Origin of the sequence: Achromobacter sp. SIMBA_011 (assembly GCF_046535435.1) — a bacterium.
GTDB classification, from domain to species: domain Bacteria; phylum Pseudomonadota; class Gammaproteobacteria; order Burkholderiales; family Burkholderiaceae_B; genus Achromobacter; species Achromobacter dolens.
Map to the genome: position 1 here is coordinate 49085 of NZ_JAWRWN010000007.1, position 21894 is coordinate 70978.

Sequence of the window (21894 nt, forward strand, 5' to 3'; positions counted from 1 at the left end):
ACACTCCACCATGCGCCATTCCCTGGAATCCCTGGCCACCTTCGCCCAGGTGGCCGCCGAGGGCACCTTTTCAGCGGCGGCCCGCAAGCTGGGCAAGAGCCAATCCACCGTCAGCGAGACCATCGCCAACCTCGAGGTCGACCTGAACGTGACGCTGTTCGACCGCAGCCAGCGCCAGCCGTCCCTGACCGAGGCCGGCCAGGTGCTGCTGGGCCAAGCCTTGCAGGTGCTGGCGGCCAACGACCGCCTGAACCGTAGCGCCAGCCAACTGTCCGCCGGACTGGAGCCGCGCCTGACCGTGGTGCTGTCGGATACGTTTCAGTCCGAAACCTTTGAGAACATGCTCAGCCAGATCGACCAGCGCTATCCGGCGCTGCGCTTCGAGTGCCTGATCGCGGAATACGAGGACGTGGTCGCGCTGGTGCAGCAGGGCCGCGCCCACCTGGGGCTGATGGCGGCGCAGGAAAGCTATCCGCCCGACATGGCCCACGCGACGCTGCGCGAAGCGTCGGAGATCGTGCTGTGCGTGGGCCGCGGCCATCCGCTGGCGACGCTTTCCGGGGTGACCCGGGACCACCTGAAGACCGAACGCGAGCTGCGCCTGAGCACCTATGAGCTGGACGACAAGGACCCCGCGCCGTCGCAGTCGACATGGTCGGCGCCGGGCTACCTGATGCTGCTGGAAATGGCCACGCTGGGATTTGGCTGGACCGAGTTGCCGCGCTGGATGCTGCAGCGCTTCGGCCGCGGGCAACTGGTGGAACTGGCGGTGCCGGGCTGGCCGCGCCAGATCCGGGTGGACGCGGTGTGGTCGACCCGCCGCCCGCTGGGACCGGCCGGCGCCTGGCTGCTGCAGAGCCTGACGCGGGCCTAATGTCGGCAAGCGTGGACGCCCTGGCGCACGACGCGCCTAGCGCGCGGTGTGCGGCAGGCGCGAAATGCGCACGCCGTTGGCGGCCAGCCAGTCGCCCAGCTTGGGGCAGGCCAGCACATCGTACTCGGCGCGGCGCTGGCGCGCCATGGCGCTGCCGCCCTGGCTGTCCTTGGCCGGATGGCACATCAGCAGATCGCAGTCGCGGGCATTGAACAGCCAGTTCTGCAGCAGGTCGGCATAGCGCCGCTTGCCCCCCTCGAAACCGTAGACACCCAGCAGCCGGCGGTTGGTGCGCAGGCCTTCACGGTTGGCGCGGCGGCCCAGTTCGGCCGCGCCCAGCGCGCCGATGATGCGCGCCTTGAGCGATTCCTTCAGCGGAATGCCGCAAAGCATGCCAGGCGCCGTCTGGCGCAACCACGGCATGCGGGCGCCGTAGCGCTGCTTGAGCATGACCAGCAGGCGTTCGCGGATCACGGGCAACTGGTGCACGTGCTGATGGCCGTCGACGTAGTCGGGAGCGCGACCGAAGGCTGCCTCAAAGGCGTCGAACTGGCGCGCCAGGTGCTGGTCGACCCAGGCCGCATCCAGGCGCCGCAGATAGGCATGCAGGATCAACTTCGACAGCGGCGGCAGGTCGGCATCGAAACCATTGCCCAAGGGCTCGGTGAAGTTCACGTGCAAGCCGAGATCGGCGTCCTGCGCCGCCAGCCGCGCCGCATTGGCGCGGAAGGTCGGTCCCAGCGACAGGCAACTGACCGCGCTCAGCCGGCCCATGCCGGCGAGCGCGATCATGCCTTCATCAATATCGGCATTCATGCCAAAATCGTCACCACAAATCACTATGCGTTTGGTCAAGTCCTCACCCCGCTTTTTTTCATCGACACGCCCCACATGCGCGCCCTGCTTCAGCAAGTCATTCTGTTCGTCTTCGTCGGATGCGCAGCGGCCGCCACCCACTGGGGCGTCGCGGTCGCCTGCGTCGAAGGCCTGGGCGCGGCCCCGCTCCTGGCCAACCTGATCGGCTGGCTGGTGGCGTTCGTGGTGTCCTTCAGCGGACACTATCGGCTCACGTTCAGACATTCGAAGACACCCTGGACCATAGCAGTACGTCGTTTCTTCTTCATTTCAGCCGCGGGCTTCATCATCAATGAATCCGCTTACGCCTGGTTGCTGAGGGTAACGGCCATCCGCTACGACATCCTGCTGGCGCTCATCCTGATCGGCCTGGCGGTGGCCACCTTCATCACGAGCCGGCTTTGGGCGTTCCGCCACAAGCCCGCTGCTTGAACGCGGCGTCCGAGACCACCTGCCAGATCACGTATTTCACGCTGTTCGCCACCGGTTCGAGGCCGGCCAGGGCGCGGTAGCTGCCCGCGTCCGACTTGGTGCCCCAGACCCAGTAGCGGGCGCCATCGGGCGCCGCGCACAGGCGGGCGTGGAATTCGTCGGCGCTGATCAGCACCTGCTTGCCCACCTGGGGCTCGAACTTGGCGGCGTCATAGAGTTCCTTGCGCCAGTTGTCGCGCACCGGCACTTCCGGATTGAGCCAGTCGTCCACCACCCAGGTCGGGTTGGGCGCCTTGGCGTACAGCGCCAGGTCGAACGGATAGGTGTGCAACGACACGAAGGTATCGGCAGGCTGAGCCAGCGAACGGATCTGTGCGGCCAGCGGGCCGGCGCTGCCACGGGCGGAGTGGGCCGCGATGCCGATGGCCAGCACACAGATGCCGGCGCCGACGGCCACGCAGATGCGCACCAGGCGCGGCGTCAGGACGTCGCTCTTCTGGCGCGCCGCGGCGACGATCACTTCCGCCAGCAGGAAGGCCAGCGGCGGCAACGCCGGCAGCACGTAGCCGACCAGCTTGGAGTTGGGCAGCGAGAAGAAGCCTACCACCACCACGAACCAGATCAGCGCCAGGCGCCGCAGGTCGCGCTGGGGGCCCTCCGCCCAGAACGCCTTGCGCAGGATGCCGCCGCCCCACAGGGACCACGGCAGGCTCAGGCCGACCACCACGGGCAGGTAGAACCAGAACGGCTGGGCGTTGTTGAAACCGGAGGCGGCGAAGCGCTGGAAATGCTGGTAGACGAAGAAGTAGTCGTAGAACCCGGGATAGCGGATCTGCATCAGCGCGAACCACGGCACCGCGACCACCGCAAACACCAGCAACGCGGGCGGCCAGACCAGCGCCCCCAGGCCACGCCAGCGGCGACTCCAGACCAGCCACACGAACAGGATGGCGCCCGGCAGCACCAGGCCGATCAGGCCTTTGGCCAGGACTGCCAGGCCGGCCAGCGCGGCGGCGGCCAGCGACATCCAGCGATAGGCCTCGCCGCGCTCGACACGCAGCACGGTGTCGGCCGCGGCCAGCACGCACAGGGTAATCATGCCGGCGACCAGCATGTCCAGGTTGGCGAATTGCGAACCGCCGTAGAAGAACGGCACGGTGGCCAGCACCAGCGCGGTCAGCGTCGCGCTGGCGGCGTCGCGGTAACGGCGCACGAAGGCGTACAGCCCGGCAATGGCGGCCCAAGAGGCCAGCAGCGACGGCAGGCGCGCGGCCCAGGGGTGCACGCCGAACACCGTGAAGGACAACTCGGTCAGCCAGTAGTACAGCGGCGGCTTGTGGAAATAAGGCATGCCGTCGAGCAGCGGCACCATGTGCGAACCGCTGCGCAGCATGTCCCAGGCGACGCCGGCGTAGCGGCCCTCGTCGGGCAGCGTCAGGGGCCGCACCCAGGCCAGGAAGGCCAGCCAGAAACCGATGGCGAGCAGGAACCTGCCCGCCGGCGGGATCCAATCGGAACGCGCCGGCTGTTGCATCGCGGCGGCCATCAGTGCGCGACCTTGTCGGCGCGGGCGGCCTGCCCCTGGCGGCGGCGCACGACGAACAGCGGGCGCCCCTTGACCTCGTCGAAGATGCGGGCGACGTATTCGCCCACCACGCCCAGCGAGATCAGATTGACGCCGGCGAAGAACAGCACGGCCGTCACGATGGTGGTCCAGCCGGATACCGGGTTGCCGGACACGAGGAAATCGATCACCAGGTACGCCGCGTAGGCCATCGCCAGCACGGCGAACAGCACGCCGACGAGGCTGACCAGGCGCAGCGGCCAGGTGGTGAAGGCGGTCAGGCCGTCCAGCGCCAGCCGCGCCAGGCGCATGCTGCCGAAGCGGCTGTCGCCGTGCATGCGTTCGTCGGGGGTGTAAGGCAGCGCCTCGCCCTTGAAACCGACCCAGGCGTACAGCCCCTTCATGAAGCGGGTGCGCTCGGGCAGCGCGTTCAGCGCGTCCACCACGTTGCGGCTCATCAGGCGGAAGTCGCCGGCGTGGGCCGGCACGTCCACGCCGCGGGCGCCGCTCAGCAGCTTGTAGAACCAGCGGGCGCCGGTGCGCTTGACCCAGGACTCGTCGCTGCGGGTTTCGCGCACGGCGTAGACCATCTCGGCGCCGGCGGCCCAGCGGGCCAGCATCTGCTCGATCAGGGCGGGCGGATGCTGCATGTCCGCATCCAGGCAGATCACGACGTCGCCGGTGGCGCTTTCGAGCCCGGCGCTGAGCGCGGCTTCCTTGCCGAAATTGCGCGACAGTTGCACGTAGCGGAAGCCATCGTACTGGGACCATTCGGCCATCAGCGCCTCGGTGCCATCGGTGCTGCCGTCGTCGGCGACGATGATCTCCCAGCCGGAGCACAACGCCGACAGCCGGCTGCGCAGCAGCGGCAGCAGCACGCGCAGGTTCTCGCATTCATTCAGGCACGGAATGACGCAGGTGACGCAGGCGTCGTACGGCACATTGGCGGCCGCCGTCCCCCAGACCGCTTCCATGGGAAACGCTTTGGTCAGGACGTGTTGCCCCTGGGGCTCGGACCGGAATTGGATATGCATGATGCTCTGAAATTGGAATGCGGGACGTTATGCCGGGCAGTATGCGCAAGCCATCGTCGAATTTTCATCAAATGCCCTGGCTATAAGACTGGTCGCATTCCGGCGATTCTAGGCAGGGTGGCCGGCAGAGATATAAAGTCGCGTAAATCTCTGTCCCCGATTTGTTAAGAGACGTGAAGCGACGCCTTCCGGGCGTCGGTAAAATGCGGGAAGTTCTTGTTTTCACAGGGTGTTATGCAATATCGAGTCCGCCCCATGCTGGCCGGCGACGTGGACGCCATCCTCGAAGTCCAGGCCGGCGCCTATCCGGGGTTCCTCCTGGAAAGCGCTGATTTCTTCCTGAACCGGCTGGCGCTGGCCCCGGCGCACTGCTGGGTGGCGCAAGCCGCCACGCCGCGGGACGGGCTGCTGGGCTATCTGGTTTCGTATCCGTGGGACGCCGGTCTGCCGCCGACCCTGGACGCGCCGCTGACCACGCTGCCGGAGCCCGCCGACCACTGGTTCCTGCACGACTGCGCCGTGGCGCCCTCGGCGCAGGGCCTGGGCGTGGGCCAGGCCCTGCTGCGCACCGCGGCCGGGCGCGCCACGCAGGCGGGCCTGCGACGCGCCAGCCTGGTGTCGCTGGGCTCGGCCGTGGGTTATTGGCTGCGTCATGGCTATGCGCCGGTCGCCGGCGGCGGCCGCGATCTGGCCGCCAAGCTCGAGGGCTATGGCCCTCAGGCCAGTTACATGGCGCGCGCCTTTCCGCTCTGACCTCCCCCGGGGGGCCACGCGCGCCCGCCTCTCTCGTCCGTTGCCCCGCGAGGCACGAAGGTTTCCATGATTTCACTCTCGCCCGTCCAATCCCTGCTGGCCTGCTGGCCTGCTGCCTGGTGCTGGCCATCGGCCGCGTCCTGACCACCCGCATCGGCGTGCTGGCGCGCTACAGCATCCCGGACCCGATCGTCGGCGGTCTGCTGTTCGCGATCGGCGCCTACGCGCTATCGACCTGGGGCGGCCACGCCGTGTCCCTGGAAACCAGCATCAAACCGACCCTGTTGCTGCTGTTCTTCGGCTGCATCGGCCTCACGGCGAACCTGAAGCTGCTGGCCAAGGGCGGCCCGCGGCTGATCGCCTTCCTGCTGGCGTTGATCCCCTTCCTGGTGCTGCAGAACGCGGTCGGGCTGGGCATGGCCTGGCTGCTCGACATGCATCCGCTGATGGGGCTGCTGGGCGGCACCATCACACTGGTCGGCGGCCACGGCACGGGCGCGGCCTACGCCACCCGTTTTGCCGACGTCAACAATATCCAGGACGTCATGGCGCTGGCCATGACGGCGGCGACCATCGGCCTGGTGCTGGGCGGCGTGGTCGGCGGCCCCGTGGCGGAATGGCTGATGCGCCGCCACAAGCTGGCCGGCAGCCTGGATCGCCGCGCGACGGCGGGCCACGAGGCGCCCGACCTGACCGGGGCGCAACCGCCATCGACGGCGGCCTCGTTCATCACCTCGATGACCGCCGCCTTCGTCTGCCTGGTGGCGGGCGGCTACCTGGCCACGCTGGTGGAAGGCGCGCCGGTCAGCCTGCCCAATTTCCTCTGGTGCCTGGCGACCGGCGTGCTGATCCGCAACGGCGGCGAGCGGCTGGGCCTGAAGCTGGATGACCGCGCCACCGAGATCATCGGCACCATCACGCTGTCGCTGTTCCTGGCCATGACGATGATGACGCTGGACCTGGGCAGCGTGGCGCGGCTGGCCGGGCCGCTCGCGCTGATCCTGGCGGTGCAGACGCTGTTCTGCGCGCTGTATTCGGCCTGGGTGGTGTTCCGCCTGCTCAGGAGCGACTACGAGGCCGCCATCATGTCGGCCGCGTTCTGCGGCTTTTCGCTGGGCGCCACCGCCACCGCCATCGCCAACATGCAGGCGCTGACGCGGCGCCACGGCCCCGCGCCGCAGGCCTTCATCGTGGTGCCGGTGACGGGCGCGTTCCTGGTGGACATCCTCAACGTGATCGTCCTGACCTCGTTGATCTCCCTGCCGTTCGTGGGAGGGATGTGATCATGCTCAAGCGCTTCTTCCTGCTGGCCCTGTGCCTGCTCCTGGCCGCCTGCGGCCGCGCCCCCGACGTCGATACGCTGCGCGCCGATGTCGAACGCGGCCTGGCCGCCACCTATGGCGCGGACCTGTTCCGCATCGATGAAATCAAGCGCATGGGGTCCGCCGCCGACAGCAATGCGCCGGCCGGCGAGACCCGCCGCGTGGTCTATTACGACCTGCGGCTGGAAGTGACGCGCGACATCGCGCTGGGCGCCTGGGACCAGCCTGGGGCCGCCGCGCTGGTGACGCTGCTGGGCGCGGGCCCGCGCAGTATCAGCGGCGTGAAATCCAGCGGCAACCAGGCCGGCGACCGGATCGTTGCGCATGCCAGCGCCATCTACCGCAAAGCGGGCGAGGCCTGGGAGCTGGTGACGCCCGCCGGCTTCAAGGCCGCCGAAGCGCCCTCGCTCGATACCGGCGCGCCGCCGCCCGTGACGCAGCGGCTGCTCGAAACGCTGGACCAGATCACTCATTCGGTCGCCTACAGCGCCTCCAGCACGGCGCAGCACGTGGTGCAGCAGGAACTGGAGCGCTCCGTCGCCCGCATCAACGGCCGGCTGGCGCGCATGCAGCAAGGCTATCCGCTGGCCGGCGGCCCCGACCGCGGCGAGTACGTCACCTTCGCGCGGGCGCTGGGCGCGGTGGGCCAGGCGCGCCAGATCCGCGTCACGCCGCTGATCACCGGCGGCGGCGCCGAAAACATCGCCCTGCTGCGCAGCGGCGACGCCGTGGTCGGGCTGGCCCAGGCCGACACCGCCAAACTGGCATACGAGGGCCGCGGCCCGTTCGCCTCGCAAGGTCCGTTCGCCGGCCTGCGCGCGCTGGGCAGCCTCTATCCCGAAATGGTGCATATCGTCGTGCGCGACGACGCCCGCCTGCGCGGCGTGCGCGACCTGAAAGGCAGGAAGATCGCGCTCGGCGCGGAGGGTTCGGCGGTGCGGGCCACGCTGGAGGCGGTGCTGGCGGCGCATGGCCTGCAGGCCGGACGCGACTACGAGGCGATTCCCACGCCTTTCACCGCCTCGCTGCCGGCGCTCAATGCCGGCGCGATCGATGCCGCGGCGCAGGTGATCGGCATTCCCGCCACGCCCCTGCGCGACGCCTTGACCCAGGCGCACCTGAAACTGCTGCCGCTCGATCCGGCCGCGGTCAAGGCGCTGGCCGCGCAGGACGACGGGCTGATGCCGCTGGAGATTCCGTCGGGCACCTATCCGAACCAGCCCGACCCGGTCGCCACCATCGGCACCGCGGCGCTGCTGCTGACCACCTCGGCGCTGACCCGCGACGAAGCCCTGCAGGTGGTGCGGGCGGTCTACCAGACCGGGCAGGACCTGCTGGCGGCCGGCTCGGCCCAGGGCGCCCAGGTAAACGTCGCCAACGCCCGGCGCGGCCTGACCGTGCCGCTGCACGACGGCGCGGAAGAAGGCCTGGCCGCGCTGGAGAATGCCAAACCCCGCTGACGGCGCTTGCGCTTATGATGGCGCTCCCAATCAGGAATATCCATGAACAAATTCGATCTGCAAAAGAACCAGGCGCTGAAACTGGCCGGCCAACTCAAGCAAGCCGGCACGCCCGACCGTTTCGGCGCCGCCTCGCAGGTGCCCGACCGCCGTGAACAGCGCAAGCTCGACCAGGCCGCCGGCCTGGTGCCGTTTCCGCTGAAGCTGTCGCAGGCCCAGGCGGACCAGTTGCGCGCGGCGGCCGCCGAACGCGGCCTGAGCACCAACGACATCATCGCCGAGGCCTTGCAGAAGGCCCTGGGCTGATGCATATCTGGGTCGACGCCGACGCCTGCCCCGGGGTCATCAAGGACATCCTGTTCCGCGCCGCGCAGCGCTGGCAGGTGCCCCTGACCCTGGTGGCGAATCAGGCGCTGCATACGCCGCCCTCCCCGCTGATCCGCGCGGTGCAGGTGCCGCGCGGCTTCGACGTGGCCGACGCTCACATCGCCGAACGCGCGGCGGCCGGCGACCTGGTGATCACGGGCGACATCCCGCTGGCGGCGCAGGTACTTGAAAAAGGCGCCATGGCGCTGAACCCGCGCGGCGAACGCTATTCGCCGGAGACCATCCGCGAACGGCTGGCCCTGCGGGACATGATGGAGGAATTGCGCGCGAGCGGCGTGGACACGGGCGGACCGTCTTCGTTCAGCCAGGCGGACCGCAAGGCCTTCGCCAACCAGCTCGACACGCTGCTGGCGCGCGCGGCGCGGCTGGCCGCGCCCAAGGCCTGAACCGCGCAGGACCACGCGCCCGGCGGCGTCAATAGAACGTGATGTACGCCTTGTAGATGATGGTGCCGATGGCCGTGATGAGGCCGATGCCCATCAGCCCCATGCCGATGTTGCGGTCGCGCAATCCAAACCCGAGCAGCATGAGCGCCACGCCCGTGACGATGATGATCAACATGGTGTTGGTGCTGGGGTGCATGAAGGTCTCCCGGTAAACGACGCGTTTCGCGTCTCAGCCTGCGTTTGCCTTTGCTCTTGCTTTTGCATCCACATCCGGTTGCCGCGGCCCGACCACGCGCTTTGGGCTCGCGCTTTGGGCTCGCGCTTTAGGCCGAGCTTTGGGCCGAAATTTAGGCCGAAATTTGCGACTTCAGATTTCATCATAGACAACCCGGGGCACGATGGCGCGCAAATCGGGCGGTCGCGCTTGCGGCACATCAAGGCGGCGCGCAAAACAAAAAAGCCAACCGGCTAAGGTTGGCTTCATTGTCGTTCGGGTTTGCGTCTTTGCTTGAGCAAAGCGCTTGCACCGGTCTCGAGTCGCGTCTGCCGGCTTTCAAGCCTGGCGATGCGCTTCGAGGGTCTTTGGTGGGTAGTACTGGGTTCGAACCAGTGACCCCTGCCGTGTGAAGGCAGTGCTCTACCACTGAGCTAACCACCCCGAAAGAGGCGAAATATTAGCACGCTTTTTTGAAAGTGTGCAAGTCGCCGGGAAAAAACTTTCAGGCGGCCGCCACCGGCGCCTCGAGCTTGCGCCAGACGCACTCGCCGCCAACCGACTTGTCCAGCGCCGCCAGGTAGGTTTCGTGCTCGGCCAGTTCGGCCTCGCTGGCCTTGACCACCGGCAGGCCGGAGGCGTCGAACCTGGCCAGCACCACGCCACCGCCCGCGCCCGTGTCGTTGTCGTCGACGTCGATCAGCAGCGCGTCCTGGCCGCGGGTCATGGCCAGCCAGACTTCCGCCAGCAACTGCGAGTCGAGCAAGGCGCCGTGCAGCGTCCGGTGCGCATTGGAGATGCCGAAGCGGTCGCACAGCGCGTCCAGCGAGTTGCGCTTGCCCGGGAACAGGGAGCGCGCGTGCAGCAGCGAGTCGGTGACCGTTTCGCAGTACTCGGTGATCGGGCCGCGGCCGGTCTTGGCCAGCTCGGCGTTGAAGAACTTCACGTCGAACGCGGCGTTGTGCGCGATCAGCTCGGCGCCCTGGATGAACTTGACGAACTCGTCGGCGACGTCGCCGAAGCGCGGCTTGTCGGACAGGAATTCGGTGGTCAGGCCGTGCACCGCCAGCGCCTCGGGGTCGCTGTCGCGGTCCGGGTTCAGGTAGATGTGCAGGTTGTTGCCGGTGGCCATCCGGTTGACCAGTTCGACGCAGCCGATTTCGACGATGCGGTGTCCCTGGGCGGGATCCAGCCCGGTGGTTTCAGTGTCAAAGATGATCTGGCGCATAAAGCTATTCCGACGCTTGGGCCGCAGGCGCCGACGGCGCCTGGCCATCCGCCGGGCCGGCCGGGGGATGCGTTGCGCTGCCGGCCGGGCCGGGTTTCCTGCGTGCGGTGGCGATCAGGGTGTAGGCCACCGGCACGACGAACAAGGTCAATAGTGTACCCAGCATCAGGCCGCCCACCAGGACCCAGCCGATCTGCTGGCGCGATTCGGCGCCCGCGCCCGAGGACAGCGCCAGCGGCACGGTGCCCAGCACCATGGCGCCGGTGGTCATCAGGATCGGCCGCAGGCGCAGCACGCTGGCCTCAGTCACGGCCTCGAACAGCGCCTTGCCCTCGTCGCGCAACTGGTTGGTGAATTCGACGATCAGGATGCCGTGCTTGGTGATCAGGCCCACCAGCGTGATCAGGCCGATCTGGCTGTAGATCGACAGCGTGCCGCCGGTCAGCCACAGCGCCAGCAGCGCGCCGGTCATGGACAGCGGCACCGACAGCATGATGATGAACGGGTTGCGCCAGCTCTCGAACTGCGCCGCCAGCACCAGGTAGATGAAGGCCAGCGCCATGGCGAACACCAGGTAGATGCTGCCCGACGAATCGCGGAACTCGCGCGACTGGCCGTCCAGGTCGGTCACGACCGTGTTGGGCAGCACTTCGCGCGCCACCTGGTGCATGTGGGCCAGCACCTCGCCCAGCGCGTAGCCGGGGGCCACGGCGGCGTCGATCTTGACCGCGCGCAGGCGGTTGAAGTGGTTCAGCGACTGCGGCGACACGCCTTCGTGCACGGCCACCAGGTTGTCCAGTTGCACCATGCTGCCGTCGCGCGCCCGCACGTGGATGCCGGAAATATCCGTGGGCGTGGCGCGGTCGCGCGGCGTGACCTGCACGATCACGTCGTACTGCTCGCCCTGGTCCTTGTAGCGGGTCACCTGGCGCCCGCCCAGCATCGATTCGAGGGTGCGGCCCACGGTGTCGACGTTGGCGCCGACGTCGGCCATCTTGTCGCGGTCCACCCGCACCCGCAGCTCGGGCGTGTTCAGGCGCAGGTCGGTGTCCAGGTTGAGCAGGCCGGGATACTTGCGCAGCTCCGCCAGGAACACTTCGGTCAGGCGCGACAGCTCCGCGTACGAGGCCTGGCTCATGATGATGAACTCGACCGGCTTGGAACGCGCCGACTGGCCCAGCGACGGCGGATTGGTCGGGAACGCGCGCACGCCCGGCAGCGACGAGAACAGCGGCTGCAGCTCCTGGGTGATGGCCTGCTGGCGGCGGCCGCGCTCTTCCCAGGGTTTGAGGCGCAGGATGGCGGTGCCGTCGGTCACCGTGGGAAAGCCCACCGTGACCTGGCTGCCGCTGGCCTCGGGAATGGCCGCGTAGAACTGCTCGATGCCGAGCATGCTGTCGAGGGTGTAGTTCAGCGTCGCGCCTTCCGGCGCGCTGACGATGCCGAACACCACGCCGCGGTCCTCGACCGGGGCCAGCTCGCTCTTGACCACCTTGAACAGCACGCCGCTGCCAGCCGCGACCGCCAGGCCGATCGCCACCACCACCCAGCGATGGCGCAGCGACAGCGCCAGCGCCCGCCGGTAGCCGTTGCTCATGGCGTTGAGCCAGCCTTCGATCAGGTTGTACCAACGGCTGTGGCTGCTCTGGTGGCGCAGCAGCACCGAGCACATCATGGGCGTCAGCGTCAGCGCCACGAAGCCGGACACCAGCACCGCGCCGGCCAGCGCCAGCGCGAACTCGATGAACAGGCGTCCGGTGCGGCCGGTGGCGAACGCCAGCGGCGCGTACACCGTCACCAGCGTCATGGTCATGGCCACCACGGCGAAGCCGATCTCGCGCGAGCCGCGCAGCGCCGCTTCCTTGCGCGGCATGCCGTCCTCGATGTGGCGGTAGATGTTCTCCAGCACCACGATGGCGTCGTCCACCACCAGGCCGATGGCCAGCACCATGGCCAGCAGCGTCAGCGTGTTGATCGAGAAGCCGAACAGGTACATCAGCGCGCAGGCGCCCACCAGCGACACCGGGATGGTGACGATGGGAATGATGCTGGCGCGCAGGTTGCGCAGGAAGAAGAAGATCACCAGCACCACCAGGACGATGGCTTCGCCAATGGTGTGGAACACCGAGTCGATAGAGCGCTCGATGAACACCGACGAGTCGTAGGCGATGGTCAGCTTCATGCCCGCGGGCAGGTTCTCGTTCAGGCGCGCCACTTCCTCGCGCGCGGCCTTGGACAGCTCCAGCGGGTTGGCGGTGGACTGGCGCGTCACGCCGATGTTGATGGCCGGCTTGCCATTGAAACGCGAGAGGATGCGGTCGTTGGCCGCGCCGATCTCGACCTTGGAGACGTCGCGCAGCCGCACCGGATAGCCCTTCACGTTGGCGACGATGACGTTCTCGAACTGCGCCGGCGTCTGCAGGTCGGTGGACGACACCACCGAGAACTCGCGCGCCCGCGACTCGATGCGGCCGGCCGGGATCTCCACGTTCTGGCTGCGCAGCGCCGATTCCACGTCCTGCACCGTCAGGCCGTAGGCGGCCAGCTTGTCGCGGTCCACGTAGATGCGCATGGACGGCAGGCGCTCGCCGAACACGCGCACCTCGGCCGCGCCGGGCAGCACCGACAGGCGGGTCTTGATGTAGCGGTTGATGTAGTCGGAAGTCTGGATCGCCGAATACGAGCCGGACTCGACCGCGATGTAGATGATGGGCTGCGAATCGGCCTCGACCTTGCCGATGATGGGCTCGTCGATCTCGTCGGGCAGGAAGCGGCGCGCGCGCGAGACCTTGTCGCGCACCTCGGCCGCCGCCGCGTCCGGATTGCGCGACAGGTTGAACTTGATGTTGATCAGGCTGCGCTCGGAGCGGCTGCGCGAGGTCATCACGTCCACGCCCTCGATGCCCGCCAACTGGTCCTCCAGCGGCTTGGTCACCTGCGACTCGATCACCTCGGGCGAGGCGCCCTTGTAGGTCGTGTCCACCGACACGATGGGCTCGTCGATCTTCGGATATTCGCGCACCGTCAGGCGCGAATACGAGATCAGCCCGATCAGCACGATGACCAGCGATAGCACCGACGCGAACACTGGCCGCTGGATACAAGTTTCCGAGATACGCATGAGGGGCCGCCGTTCGCTGGGAAGATGGCGTCAGGCGCCGTTTTTTACGATCTGCACCGGGCCGCCATCGGTGACGCGCTGCAGGCCCGACACCACCAGCTCGTCGCCGGCCGCCACGCCCGTCAGGATCTCGACCTTGCCCTCGCGGCGCTCGCCGATGGTGACTTCGCGGCGCTCGGCCACGCCGTCCTTGACGCGGTATACGTACTGGGTCTCGCCCGACGGCGACAGCGCCGCCTCGGGCGCGACCAGCGCCTTGTCCTGGTTGAACAGCAGTTGCACGCGCGCGAACATGCCCGGACGCAGCAGCGAATCGGCGTTGGCCACGGTGGCGCGCAGCAGGATGGAGCGCCCGCCCGCGTCGACCAGCGGACTGACGGCATACACCAGGCCGGGACGTTCCTGGCCGGGCAAGGCGTCCAGCCGCAGCGTGAGCTGCTGGCCCACGCCGACCTTGCTCAGATACATCTCGGGCACGCGGAAATCCACCTTGAGCGGGTCGATCGCCTCCAGCGGCGCCAGGTCCTGGCCCTGGTTCACATAGTCGCCGACCGACACGCTGCGCAGGCCGGCGAAACCGGCGAACGGCGCGCTGATGGTCATCTTGTCCAGGCGCGCCTGCGCCAGCGCCACCGCGGCCTCCTGCACCTTGAGCGTGCTGGCCGACTCGTCGCGCGCCTGCTGGCTGACGAAGCCCTTGGCCTGCAGCGCCACGGCGCGGCGATAGTGGCTCTGCGCCAGCGCCAGGTTGGCGCGCGCCTGCGCCAGTTCGGCGCGCGGCACGGAATCGTCCAGGCGGATCAGCGCCTGGCCGCGCTTGACCGGCTGGCCTTCCTTGAACTCGATCGACTGGATGCGGCCGGCCACTTCGGGCCGCAGCATCACGGCCTCATCCGAGCGCAGGCTGCCCACCGCCGACAGGCCGCGGGCGAACGGAATTTCCGTGACGGCGGAGACTTCGACCCGCACTGGAGCCGCCTTGGAGACGGGTTTGGCGGGCGCGGCGGCGCTGGCCGCCGGCGTGGCGGCCGGCGCGAGCCAGCGCGGCACGAATACGCCCAGAGCGGCCCCCGCGGCCACTCCTGCCGCGATGGCGGCCAGCAATGCAGCTTTTTTCATGCGAATGTGGCGGTATCGCGGCGCGTGCCAGGCATCCCCCGCTGGGACGGCGCCGCAGGAACAGGATCAAGGGTTGGCACTTTAGCACCGGATTTACAACCTGGAACAATCCTGAAGCGCGCTGAAAGCACTAAACCGGCCGACCCAGGGTATTTCCCGATGCGGGCGGCCACGCCCGCGCATCCGCATCGGTGAAAACACGCAGTCATTGACGGACACCAGGCGGCACGCCGCGCCGCCCGGCGGGTCGTTCAAGCGCACCGGACCGACTCGACGCCCTGGTTGGCCAATTGGTCGGCGCGCTCGTTGCCGGGGTCGCCGGCGTGGCCGCGGACCCAGCGCCACGACACGGTGTGACGCCGCACCTGCTCGTCCAGGGACTGCCACAGCTCGGCATTCTTGACCGGCTTCTTGTCGGCCGTCATCCAGCCGCGCCGCTTCCAGTTGGCCAGCCATTCGGTCATGCCTTTCATGACGTACTGGGAGTCGGTGTGGATGGTGACCGTGCACGGACGCTTGAGCGCGCGCAGGCCCTCGATCACGGCCAGCAGTTCCATGCGGTTGTTGGTGGTCTGGGCCTCGCCGCCGTGCATGGTCTTTTCGTGCGCGCCGGCGCGCATCAACACGCCCCAGCCGCCCGGACCGGGATTGCCCTTGCAGGCGCCGTCGGTCCACATTTCCACTTTCTGGTCGTTCGCGTTGTTGTCCTGCATGGCGCTGCTTGTATGTCCTTGTTCTTTCGATATGAATCCGGCCCGCCGCTCAGGAGCGGTCGAAGCCGTCGCCTGCCTGGCGGTTGACCACCACCGACGCGGCGCGGGCGCGCTTGGGCTTGGTTTTCCAGGCGGGGCCGATGATACGCATGCCGGCCACGCGCTTGACGGCCGACACCAGGTAGACCGCGCCCCCCAGGCTCCACCAGCGCGCGCCGGCCGATTCCAGGAAGCCCCAGCGCTGCAGCCATTTCTCGCTGCGGCAGGCCGGCGCATAACAGCCGAAATGGCTTTGCTCGACCTCCAGCGACAGCAGCTTGAACCAGTCCTTCAGGCGCGGCAGGGAGACCTGCGACGACGGCGGCTGCGGCAGCCAGGGCTCCATGCCGGGCATGCGGGTGCGCGCGCCCCACATGCTCCAGGGATTGAAACCGGAGATCACCACCCGCCCCTCCGGCACCAGCACCCGCTCGACCTCGCGCAGCACGTTGTGCGGCTCGCTGGTGCATTCGAAGGCGTGCGGCAGGATCAGCAGGTCGACGCTCTGCGATTCGAACGGCAGCGCTTCGGGCTGGGCCAGCACCACGCGCGACTGCCAACCGGCGATATTCTCGGGCGCGGGGGTTTCCGTGCCGACATAGCCCTTGAAGGGCATGCGGTTGGCGCGCAGCAGATTCAGGTCGGCCAGGCCGACCTGCCAGGCGTAATATCCGAAGACGTCCGCCACGGCCGCGTCGAACTGCGCGCGCTCCCAGGCCAGGGCGTATTGCCCTGGCGGGGTCTGGAACCATTCGGCCAGTTCTACAATCGGCGGAGTTTCTTCTGCCACGTCTTCATTCCTTCGAATCCCATGCAAGCCTTGACCGCCCCCGCAGGCGGCCGCGAACGCAACGCCGCGGTCTTGCCCCTGCCCGCCTTCACCGACAACTATATCTGGGCCATCGTCCGCGACGGGCAGGCCGCCGTGGTCGACCCCGGCGAAGCCGGCACGGTGCTGCAATGGCTGGCCCGCGAAGGCCTGAAGCTGCGCGCCATTCTACTCACGCACCACCACGGCGACCATGTGGGCGGCGTGCTTGAATTGTCCCGCATTGGCGATATCACCGTATATGGCCCGGCGCGCGAAAAGCTGCCGCGCTGCGATGTGCCCCTGGCCGAGGGCGACCGCGTGGTGCTGCCGGAACTGGACCTGGACCTGACGGTGCTGGACGTGCCGGGGCATACCGCGGGCCACATCGCGTACACCGGCCGGGCCGCGGGAAAACAGCCTGTGCTGTTCTGTGGAGACACCCTGTTTGCCGGGGGCTGTGGCCGGCTTTTCGAGGGCACCCCCGCGCAAATGTCTGATTCCTTGGAAAAATTTTCTGTTTTACCGCCAGATACACAGGTTTTTTGCGCACACGAGTACACTCTAGCGAACTTGCGCTGGGCCATGGCGGTCGAACCCGCCAACCGCACCCTGCAACAGTGGTATCAGCGGGCCCGGCAATTACGCGCAGAAGGTCTCCCCACGCTTCCGTCGACCATCGGCCAGGAACGCGCGACCAATCCGTTTTTGCGCACGCAGCAAGCTGACGTCGTCCGCGCCGCAGGCAACTGGGCCGGCCACGACCACCCGACGCCGGTAGAGGTTTTTGCCTCCCTTCGTGAATGGAAGAACGATTTCAAGTGACCGCCCGATGAATTTCTCCCGACTCCTTCTGCCGCTTCTGCTGGCAGTCCTCGCCGGTTGCGCAGGAACCAAATCCCACGACAGCAAGAACCTCACCACCAACTCCCAAGGGCGCTACATCGCCCGCGACACGTCCCGCACGGTCGACCTGACCAATCCGCCGGTCGACGCCTGGGACCGCATCCGCCGCGGCTTCGCCATCCCCAACCTGAACACCGACCTCTCGCAGCAGTGGACCGACTATTACGCGTCCCACCCCGAGGCGGTGCAGCGCATGGCCGAGCGCGCCGGCAAATACCTGTATTTCATCGTCGACGAGATCAACCGCCGCGGCCTGCCGACCGAGCTGGCGCTGCTGCCGTTCGTCGAAAGCGCCTACAACCCCACCGCGCTGTCGCGCGCCCAGGCCTCGGGCCTGTGGCAGTTCGTGCCGGCCACCGGCCAGCACTTCAACCTGAAGCAGGACTGGTGGCGCGATGAGCGCCGCGACCCCATCGCCTCGACCAACGCGGCGCTGGACTACCTGGAAAAGCTGTTCGAGATGCAGGGCGACTGGTACCTGGCGCTGGCCTCGTACAACTGGGGCGAAGGCTCGGTGCAGCGCGCCATGGCCAAGAACGAGGCCGCCGGCCAGCCCACGGACTACCTGTCCCTGAACATGCCGGACGAGACCCGCAACTACGTGCCCAAGCTGCAGGCCATCAAGAACATCATCGCCGACCCGCAGCGCTACGCGGTGGCGCTGCCGCCGGTCGGCAACACGCCCTACTTCGTGACGGTGCAGAAGAACAGCGACATCGACCTGGAAATCGCCGCCAAGCTGGCCGAGATGCCGCTGGACGAATTCAAGGCGCTGAACCCGTCGTTCAACCGCCCGGTGATCCGCGGCGACCACGCCCCCACCCTGCTGCTGCCGGCCGACCGCGTCGAGATCTTCAACGCCAACCTGACCAACTACAAGGGCGACCTGAGCGCCTGGAAGGTCTACCACTCGCGCCGCGGCGAATCGTACGCCTCGATCGCCAAGCGTTTCGGCGTGACCGAAGCCAAGCTGCGCGAGACCAACGACATCGGCTCGCGCCAGAAGGTGGCCTCGGGCCAGTCATTGCTGGTGCCGGGCGACCCCGGCGCCGGCGGCGTGCAACTGGCCTCGCTGGCCGCGCCGGTCGGCGCGCTGGATTCTGCCCCGGTCAACACCAGCAAGGCGCCGGCGCCGCGCGGCAAGGCCGCGGCCCCCGCCGCGCGCGGCGCGGCCGCCCGTCCCAACGTGCGCACGCACAAGGTGCGCCAGGGCGATACGCTGTTCTCGCTGGCCAAGCAGTACGGCACCTCGGTGGACGCGCTGCGCGCCCTGAACAACCTCAAGGGCAACGCCCTCAAGATCGGCGCCCAGTTGCGCGTGCCGGGCACCAACGCCCGCGGCTGACTCCCCCGCCGATCCGTCTTTCGCAGCGGCGCCCACCCGGGCGCCGCGCCGTTTTGTCCGCGAGGCCGCCAAACTCCTTAAAATAGGCGGTCTCCAGCAGGAAAAAAATCAAAGGAACCTCACATGGGCTTTCTCGCCGGCAAACGCATCCTGGTCACCGGGGTGCTTTCCAACCGCTCCATCGCCTACGGCATCGCGCGCGCCTGTCACCAGCAGGGCGCCGAACTGGCCTTCACCTACGTCGGTGACCGCTTCAAGGACCGCGTGGCCGAATTCGCCGCCGAATTCGGCAGCGACATCGTGCTGCCCTGCGACGTCGCCGAAGACAGCCAGATCGAAGCCACCTTCACCGAGCTGGCCAAGCGCTGGGACGGTCTGGACGGCCTGGTGCACTCGATCGGTTTCGCCCCGCGCGAAGCCATCGCCGGCAATTTCCTGGACGGCCTGTCGCGCGAAGGCTTCCGCATCGCCCACGACATCTCGGCCTACAGTTTCGCCGCCATGGCCAAGGCCGCGCTGCCGCTGATGGAAGGCCGCAACGGCTCGGTGCTGACGCTGACCTACCTGGGCGCCGAACGCGTGGTGCCCAACTACAACACCATGGGCCTGGCCAAGGCCTCGCTCGAAGCCAGCGTGCGCTACCTGGCCACGGCGCTGGGTCCGCGCGGCATCCGCGCCAACGGCATCTCGGCCGGCCCCATCAAGACGCTGGCCGCCAGCGGCATCAAGGACTTCTCGGCCATCCTGAAGTTCGTCGAGGCCCAGGCGCCGCTGCGCCGCAACGTCACCATCGATGACGTCGGCAACGTCGCCGCATTCATGCTGTCGGACCTGGCCGCCGGCGTCACGGGTGAAATCACCCACGTGGACGCCGGTTTCTCGACGATCGTTCCGGGCATGGAAGAGTAAGACCTGCCTGGCCGGGCGCCGCGCCCGGCCAAGCGGGCCGGCGGCGGCAGCGCCGCTGGCCCAGGACCGCCGGCCCCTCAGGCCGGCCGCACGATCAGCGTCGAGACCTGCACGTCCACCGCCGTCATCAGCTTGTGGATCGGGCATTTCTCGGCCACGGCCAGAAGCTCGTCGATCTGCGCGTCCGACAGTTCGCCATGCAGCGTCAGCTTGGCGGTCAGGCGATAGACGCCCTTGCGCTCCTCGCTGGCGTCGCGCACTACGTCCACCCCCACCGATTCCAGCGGCAGCCCCTTGCGCTGCGCGTAGACCATCAGTGTCATGGCCTTGCAGCCGCCCAGCGCCGTATCGAAGTAGTCGTGTGGATCCGGGCCCGCGCCCTGTGGCTGCGGCATGTCCAGCGGCAGGTCGTGGCCTTCGGCCGTGGCGGTGAATTGCAGGGTCTTGGGCGCGTTCTGGCGCACGTGGATAGTCATGGGCGGAATTCCTCGCGTTGCGGGCGGCGCGCATGGCCGCCCCAACCCCGGTTGTAGCATCCGTCGCCCGGGCCACGCCCCGACGCAACATCCATTTCTGACTGTAAGCTGAACTTCTGGACGAGACGGCGGTCGGATAGCCTGTCCGCAAGATCGATTGCATTCACCAGGAAACCCGCATGAGCGCCAGACAACTTCTCGACCAACTGCTGCAATCCGGCCAGGGCCTGCTGGCCGACGCCGGCGCCAAGGTGCAGAACGCCACCGGCGGCAAGGGCGGTTCGTTCCTGACCGGCCTGGGCGGCGGCGCCCTCGGCGCGGGCGCGCTCGGCCTGCTGCTGGGCAGCAAAAAGGCCCGCAAGATCGGCGGCAAGGTCGCCATGTATGGCGGGATGGCGGCGCTTGGCGCCCTGGCATACCGCGCCTATGGCGACTGGCAACGCAACCAGGCCGGCGCGCCGGCCGCCCCGCCGCAGACGCTGGACCGGTTGCCGGCCCCCGAGGCCGAACAGCACAGCACCGCAGTGCTCACGGCCATGATCGGCGCGGCCAAGGCCGACGGCCACATCGGCCCGGAGGAACGCGCCCTGCTCGAAACCGAGCTGGCCAAGTTGTCCAGCGACGCGCAGGACCGCCGCTGGCTGGAAACCGAGTTGTCGCGCCCGCTCGATCCCGCCCAGATCGCGCAATCGGCCAGGACGCCGGAGATGGCGGCCGAGATGTACCTGGCCAGCCTGCTGGTGGTGGACGAGGAAAGCTACATGGAACGCGCCTACCTGGACGAGCTGGCGCGCCAGCTCAAGCTGCAACCGGGGCTGAAGGAACAACTGGAGCAACACGCCCGCGCGGCGGCCTGAGCGCCGCGCGCCGTCTTGCCGGTCAGGTCGGGACGCTGACCATCAAGGCGCGGAAACGGACGGCCCGGCCGTCCGCCCTGCCCGTCAATCGGCGCGCAGCCCGATCGCCTCGGTAAGCGCCGTATAGCGGTCAATGTCCGCATTGATCATGTCCTGGAACGCGCGCGGCGAACTGGTGGTCGGCGTGAAGCCCTGCTCGCGCAGCGCGGCCTGCACGTCCGGACGCAGCATGATGCGGGCCAGCGTCGTATTCAACTTCGCCACCACCGCCGGCGGCGTGGCCGCCGGCGCCAGCAGGCCATGCCATTGATCAAGCGCGTAGCCCGCCACGCCCTGCTCCGCCACCGTGGGGACCTCGGGCAAGAGCGGCGAGCGCTGCGGCGAGGTGACGGCCAAGGCCCGCAGACGGCCCGCCGCGATCAGCGGCGCGGCGCTGGACGCGGTGACGACCCCCATGCCGACCTGTCCCGACGCCACGTCGGTCAACGCCGGTCCGCAACCCTTGTAGGGCACATGCTGCAGCGGCGCGCCGGTGGCCCGCGCCAGCATCTCACCGGCCAGGTGCTGCGGCGTGCCATTGCCGCACGAGGCGAACGGCAGCGGCCGCTCCGGCCGCGCGGCGCCGCGGGCATCGTCCAAGGTGTGCAGCGGCGAGTTCGCCGGCACCACGAACACGGATGGCACAAAGGCCACGTTGATCACCGCCGCGAAGTCGCGCTTGGGCGCGAAGCCCAGGTTGCGGTAGACGCCAGGGTTGATCGCGAACGAGCTGTTGACCATCAGCAGCGTGTAGCCGTCGGGCGCCGACTCGGCCACGGCGCGAGCGCCGATGTTGCCGCTGGCGCCGGGCCGGTTCTCGACCACCACTGGCTGGCCGAATTGTTCCTGCAGGCTGGCGCCCAGGCGCCGCGCCAGCAGGTCGGTGCCGCCGCCGGGCGGGAAGGTCACCACGATGGTGATGGGGTGCGTGGGATAGGTCGCGTCCCCGGGCGTGTCGCCCGACGGCGGATTGCCGCAGGCGCCGAGCGCCAGGGCCGACAACAGCAACGAGGATCGAAGCGCGCGTTTCATGAGGCTTGCCTGTCGTATCGC

Annotated in this window: 21 protein-coding genes, 1 tRNA gene and 1 pseudogene; 11 read left to right on the top strand and 12 right to left on the bottom strand. The window is 68.3% G+C overall.

Annotated elements, in window-relative coordinates:
• Positions 1–10: 10 nt before the first annotated feature.
• The gene (locus SB816_RS21970) at positions 11–874 is read left to right on the top strand and encodes a LysR family transcriptional regulator (RefSeq protein WP_054503506.1); all 864 of its coding nucleotides are present in this window, start codon (positions 11–13) and stop codon (positions 872–874) included.
• A gap of 36 nt (positions 875–910) precedes the next feature.
• On the opposite strand, the gene SB816_RS21975 is transcribed toward SB816_RS21970, so the two are convergent.
• Positions 911–1729, bottom strand: a complete 819-nt coding sequence (locus SB816_RS21975; protein ID WP_410547553.1) for a ChbG/HpnK family deacetylase — start codon at positions 1727–1729, stop codon at positions 911–913.
• Between the two features lie 36 nt (positions 1730–1765).
• Between SB816_RS21975 and SB816_RS21980 the strand changes: the two genes are divergently transcribed.
• The gene (locus SB816_RS21980; protein ID WP_081273537.1) at positions 1766–2161 is read left to right on the top strand and encodes a GtrA family protein; all 396 of its coding nucleotides are present in this window, start codon (positions 1766–1768) and stop codon (positions 2159–2161) included.
• Here the strand turns inward: SB816_RS21980 and SB816_RS21985 are convergent.
• Entirely contained in the window at positions 2118–3707 is a 1590-nt protein-coding gene (locus tag SB816_RS21985; protein WP_116791537.1) for a glycosyltransferase family 39 protein, read from the bottom strand. The two genes, SB816_RS21980 and SB816_RS21985, sit on opposite strands and share 44 nt — an antisense overlap.
• Entirely contained in the window at positions 3707–4699 is a 993-nt protein-coding gene (locus SB816_RS21990; RefSeq protein ID WP_064526266.1) for a glycosyltransferase family 2 protein, read from the bottom strand. Before SB816_RS21990 ends, SB816_RS21985 begins: the two co-directional genes overlap by 1 nt.
• 315 nt (positions 4700–5014) lie before the next feature.
• Here SB816_RS21990 and SB816_RS21995 point away from each other — a divergent pair, with 315 nt between their 5' ends.
• The 5 genes and pseudogenes from SB816_RS21995 to SB816_RS22015 all read left to right on the top strand — a co-directional run bounded on the left by SB816_RS21995 (position 5015) and on the right by SB816_RS22015 (position 9067).
• Positions 5015–5512 (top strand): GNAT family N-acetyltransferase, encoded by a 498-nt coding sequence (locus tag SB816_RS21995; RefSeq protein WP_054503503.1) that lies wholly within the window; start codon positions 5015–5017, stop codon positions 5510–5512.
• Between the two features lie 66 nt (positions 5513–5578).
• A pseudogene (gene gltS / locus SB816_RS22000) lies at positions 5579–6795 on the top strand (sodium/glutamate symporter).
• A complete protein-coding gene (locus SB816_RS22005) occupies positions 6792–8294 on the top strand; it encodes a TAXI family TRAP transporter solute-binding subunit (RefSeq protein ID WP_410547554.1) in 1503 nt (500 codons plus the stop codon). The pseudogene gltS and the gene SB816_RS22005 overlap by 4 nt, the downstream one beginning before the upstream one ends.
• Before the next feature lie 42 nt (positions 8295–8336).
• Positions 8337–8600, top strand: coding sequence for a hypothetical protein (locus SB816_RS22010; RefSeq protein WP_006388697.1), 264 nt, complete (start codon positions 8337–8339; stop codon positions 8598–8600).
• The gene (locus SB816_RS22015; RefSeq protein WP_064526173.1) at positions 8600–9067 is read left to right on the top strand and encodes a YaiI/YqxD family protein; all 468 of its coding nucleotides are present in this window, start codon (positions 8600–8602) and stop codon (positions 9065–9067) included. Before SB816_RS22010 ends, SB816_RS22015 begins: the two co-directional genes overlap by 1 nt.
• 28 nt (positions 9068–9095) lie before the next feature.
• On the opposite strand, the gene SB816_RS22020 is transcribed toward SB816_RS22015, so the two are convergent.
• The 7 genes from SB816_RS22020 to SB816_RS22050 all read right to left on the bottom strand — a co-directional run bounded on the left by SB816_RS22020 (position 9096) and on the right by SB816_RS22050 (position 16291).
• Positions 9096–9263: a hypothetical protein gene (locus SB816_RS22020; RefSeq protein ID WP_006388695.1), complete on the bottom strand. Its 168-nt coding sequence runs from the start codon at positions 9261–9263 to the stop codon at positions 9096–9098.
• A 387-nt stretch (positions 9264–9650) separates the two neighbouring features.
• Positions 9651–9725 (bottom strand) — tRNA-Val (locus tag SB816_RS22025).
• Between the two features lie 61 nt (positions 9726–9786).
• Complete coding sequence (dnaQ, locus tag SB816_RS22030) at positions 9787–10509, bottom strand: DNA polymerase III subunit epsilon (RefSeq protein WP_064526175.1); 723 nt, start codon at positions 10507–10509, stop codon at positions 9787–9789.
• 4 nt (positions 10510–10513) lie between these two features.
• Positions 10514–13630, bottom strand: coding sequence for an efflux RND transporter permease subunit (locus SB816_RS22035; RefSeq protein WP_144657027.1), 3117 nt, complete (start codon positions 13628–13630; stop codon positions 10514–10516).
• A gap of 30 nt (positions 13631–13660) precedes the next feature.
• Positions 13661–14749 carry an efflux RND transporter periplasmic adaptor subunit gene (locus SB816_RS22040; protein WP_144657025.1) on the bottom strand — a complete coding sequence of 363 codons (1089 nt, stop codon included), beginning with the start codon at positions 14747–14749 and terminating at the stop codon, positions 13661–13663.
• A gap of 251 nt (positions 14750–15000) precedes the next feature.
• On the bottom strand, positions 15001–15462 hold the full coding sequence (gene rnhA, locus SB816_RS22045; RefSeq protein WP_410547555.1) for a ribonuclease HI: 462 nt from the start codon (positions 15460–15462) through the stop codon (positions 15001–15003).
• 49 nt (positions 15463–15511) lie between these two features.
• Positions 15512–16291 carry a class I SAM-dependent methyltransferase gene (locus SB816_RS22050; protein ID WP_054503495.1) on the bottom strand — a complete coding sequence of 260 codons (780 nt, stop codon included), beginning with the start codon at positions 16289–16291 and terminating at the stop codon, positions 15512–15514.
• A gap of 21 nt (positions 16292–16312) precedes the next feature.
• Here SB816_RS22050 and gloB point away from each other — a divergent pair, with 21 nt between their 5' ends.
• The 3 genes from gloB to fabI all read left to right on the top strand — a co-directional run bounded on the left by gloB (position 16313) and on the right by fabI (position 19469).
• Positions 16313–17134 carry a hydroxyacylglutathione hydrolase gene (gene gloB, locus SB816_RS22055; RefSeq protein WP_410547556.1) on the top strand — a complete coding sequence of 274 codons (822 nt, stop codon included), beginning with the start codon at positions 16313–16315 and terminating at the stop codon, positions 17132–17134.
• Positions 17135–17141: 7 nt separating this feature from the next.
• Complete coding sequence (locus SB816_RS22060; protein WP_054503493.1) at positions 17142–18560, top strand: transglycosylase SLT domain-containing protein; 1419 nt, start codon at positions 17142–17144, stop codon at positions 18558–18560.
• Positions 18561–18683: 123 nt separating this feature from the next.
• Entirely contained in the window at positions 18684–19469 is a 786-nt protein-coding gene (fabI, locus tag SB816_RS22065) for an enoyl-ACP reductase FabI (RefSeq protein WP_006388687.1), read from the top strand.
• Positions 19470–19546: 77 nt separating this feature from the next.
• Here fabI and SB816_RS22070 read toward each other — a convergent pair whose 3' ends face one another.
• Positions 19547–19945 (bottom strand): OsmC family protein, encoded by a 399-nt coding sequence (locus SB816_RS22070; RefSeq protein ID WP_049071273.1) that lies wholly within the window; start codon positions 19943–19945, stop codon positions 19547–19549.
• Positions 19946–20124: 179 nt separating this feature from the next.
• Between SB816_RS22070 and SB816_RS22075 the strand changes: the two genes are divergently transcribed.
• On the top strand, positions 20125–20802 hold the full coding sequence (locus SB816_RS22075) for a tellurite resistance TerB family protein (protein WP_054503492.1): 678 nt from the start codon (positions 20125–20127) through the stop codon (positions 20800–20802).
• Positions 20803–20886: 84 nt separating this feature from the next.
• Here the strand turns inward: SB816_RS22075 and SB816_RS22080 are convergent, their stop codons facing one another.
• Complete coding sequence (locus SB816_RS22080) at positions 20887–21873, bottom strand: tripartite tricarboxylate transporter substrate binding protein (RefSeq protein ID WP_054503491.1); 987 nt, start codon at positions 21871–21873, stop codon at positions 20887–20889.
• Between the last annotated feature and the right edge of the window lie 21 nt (positions 21874–21894).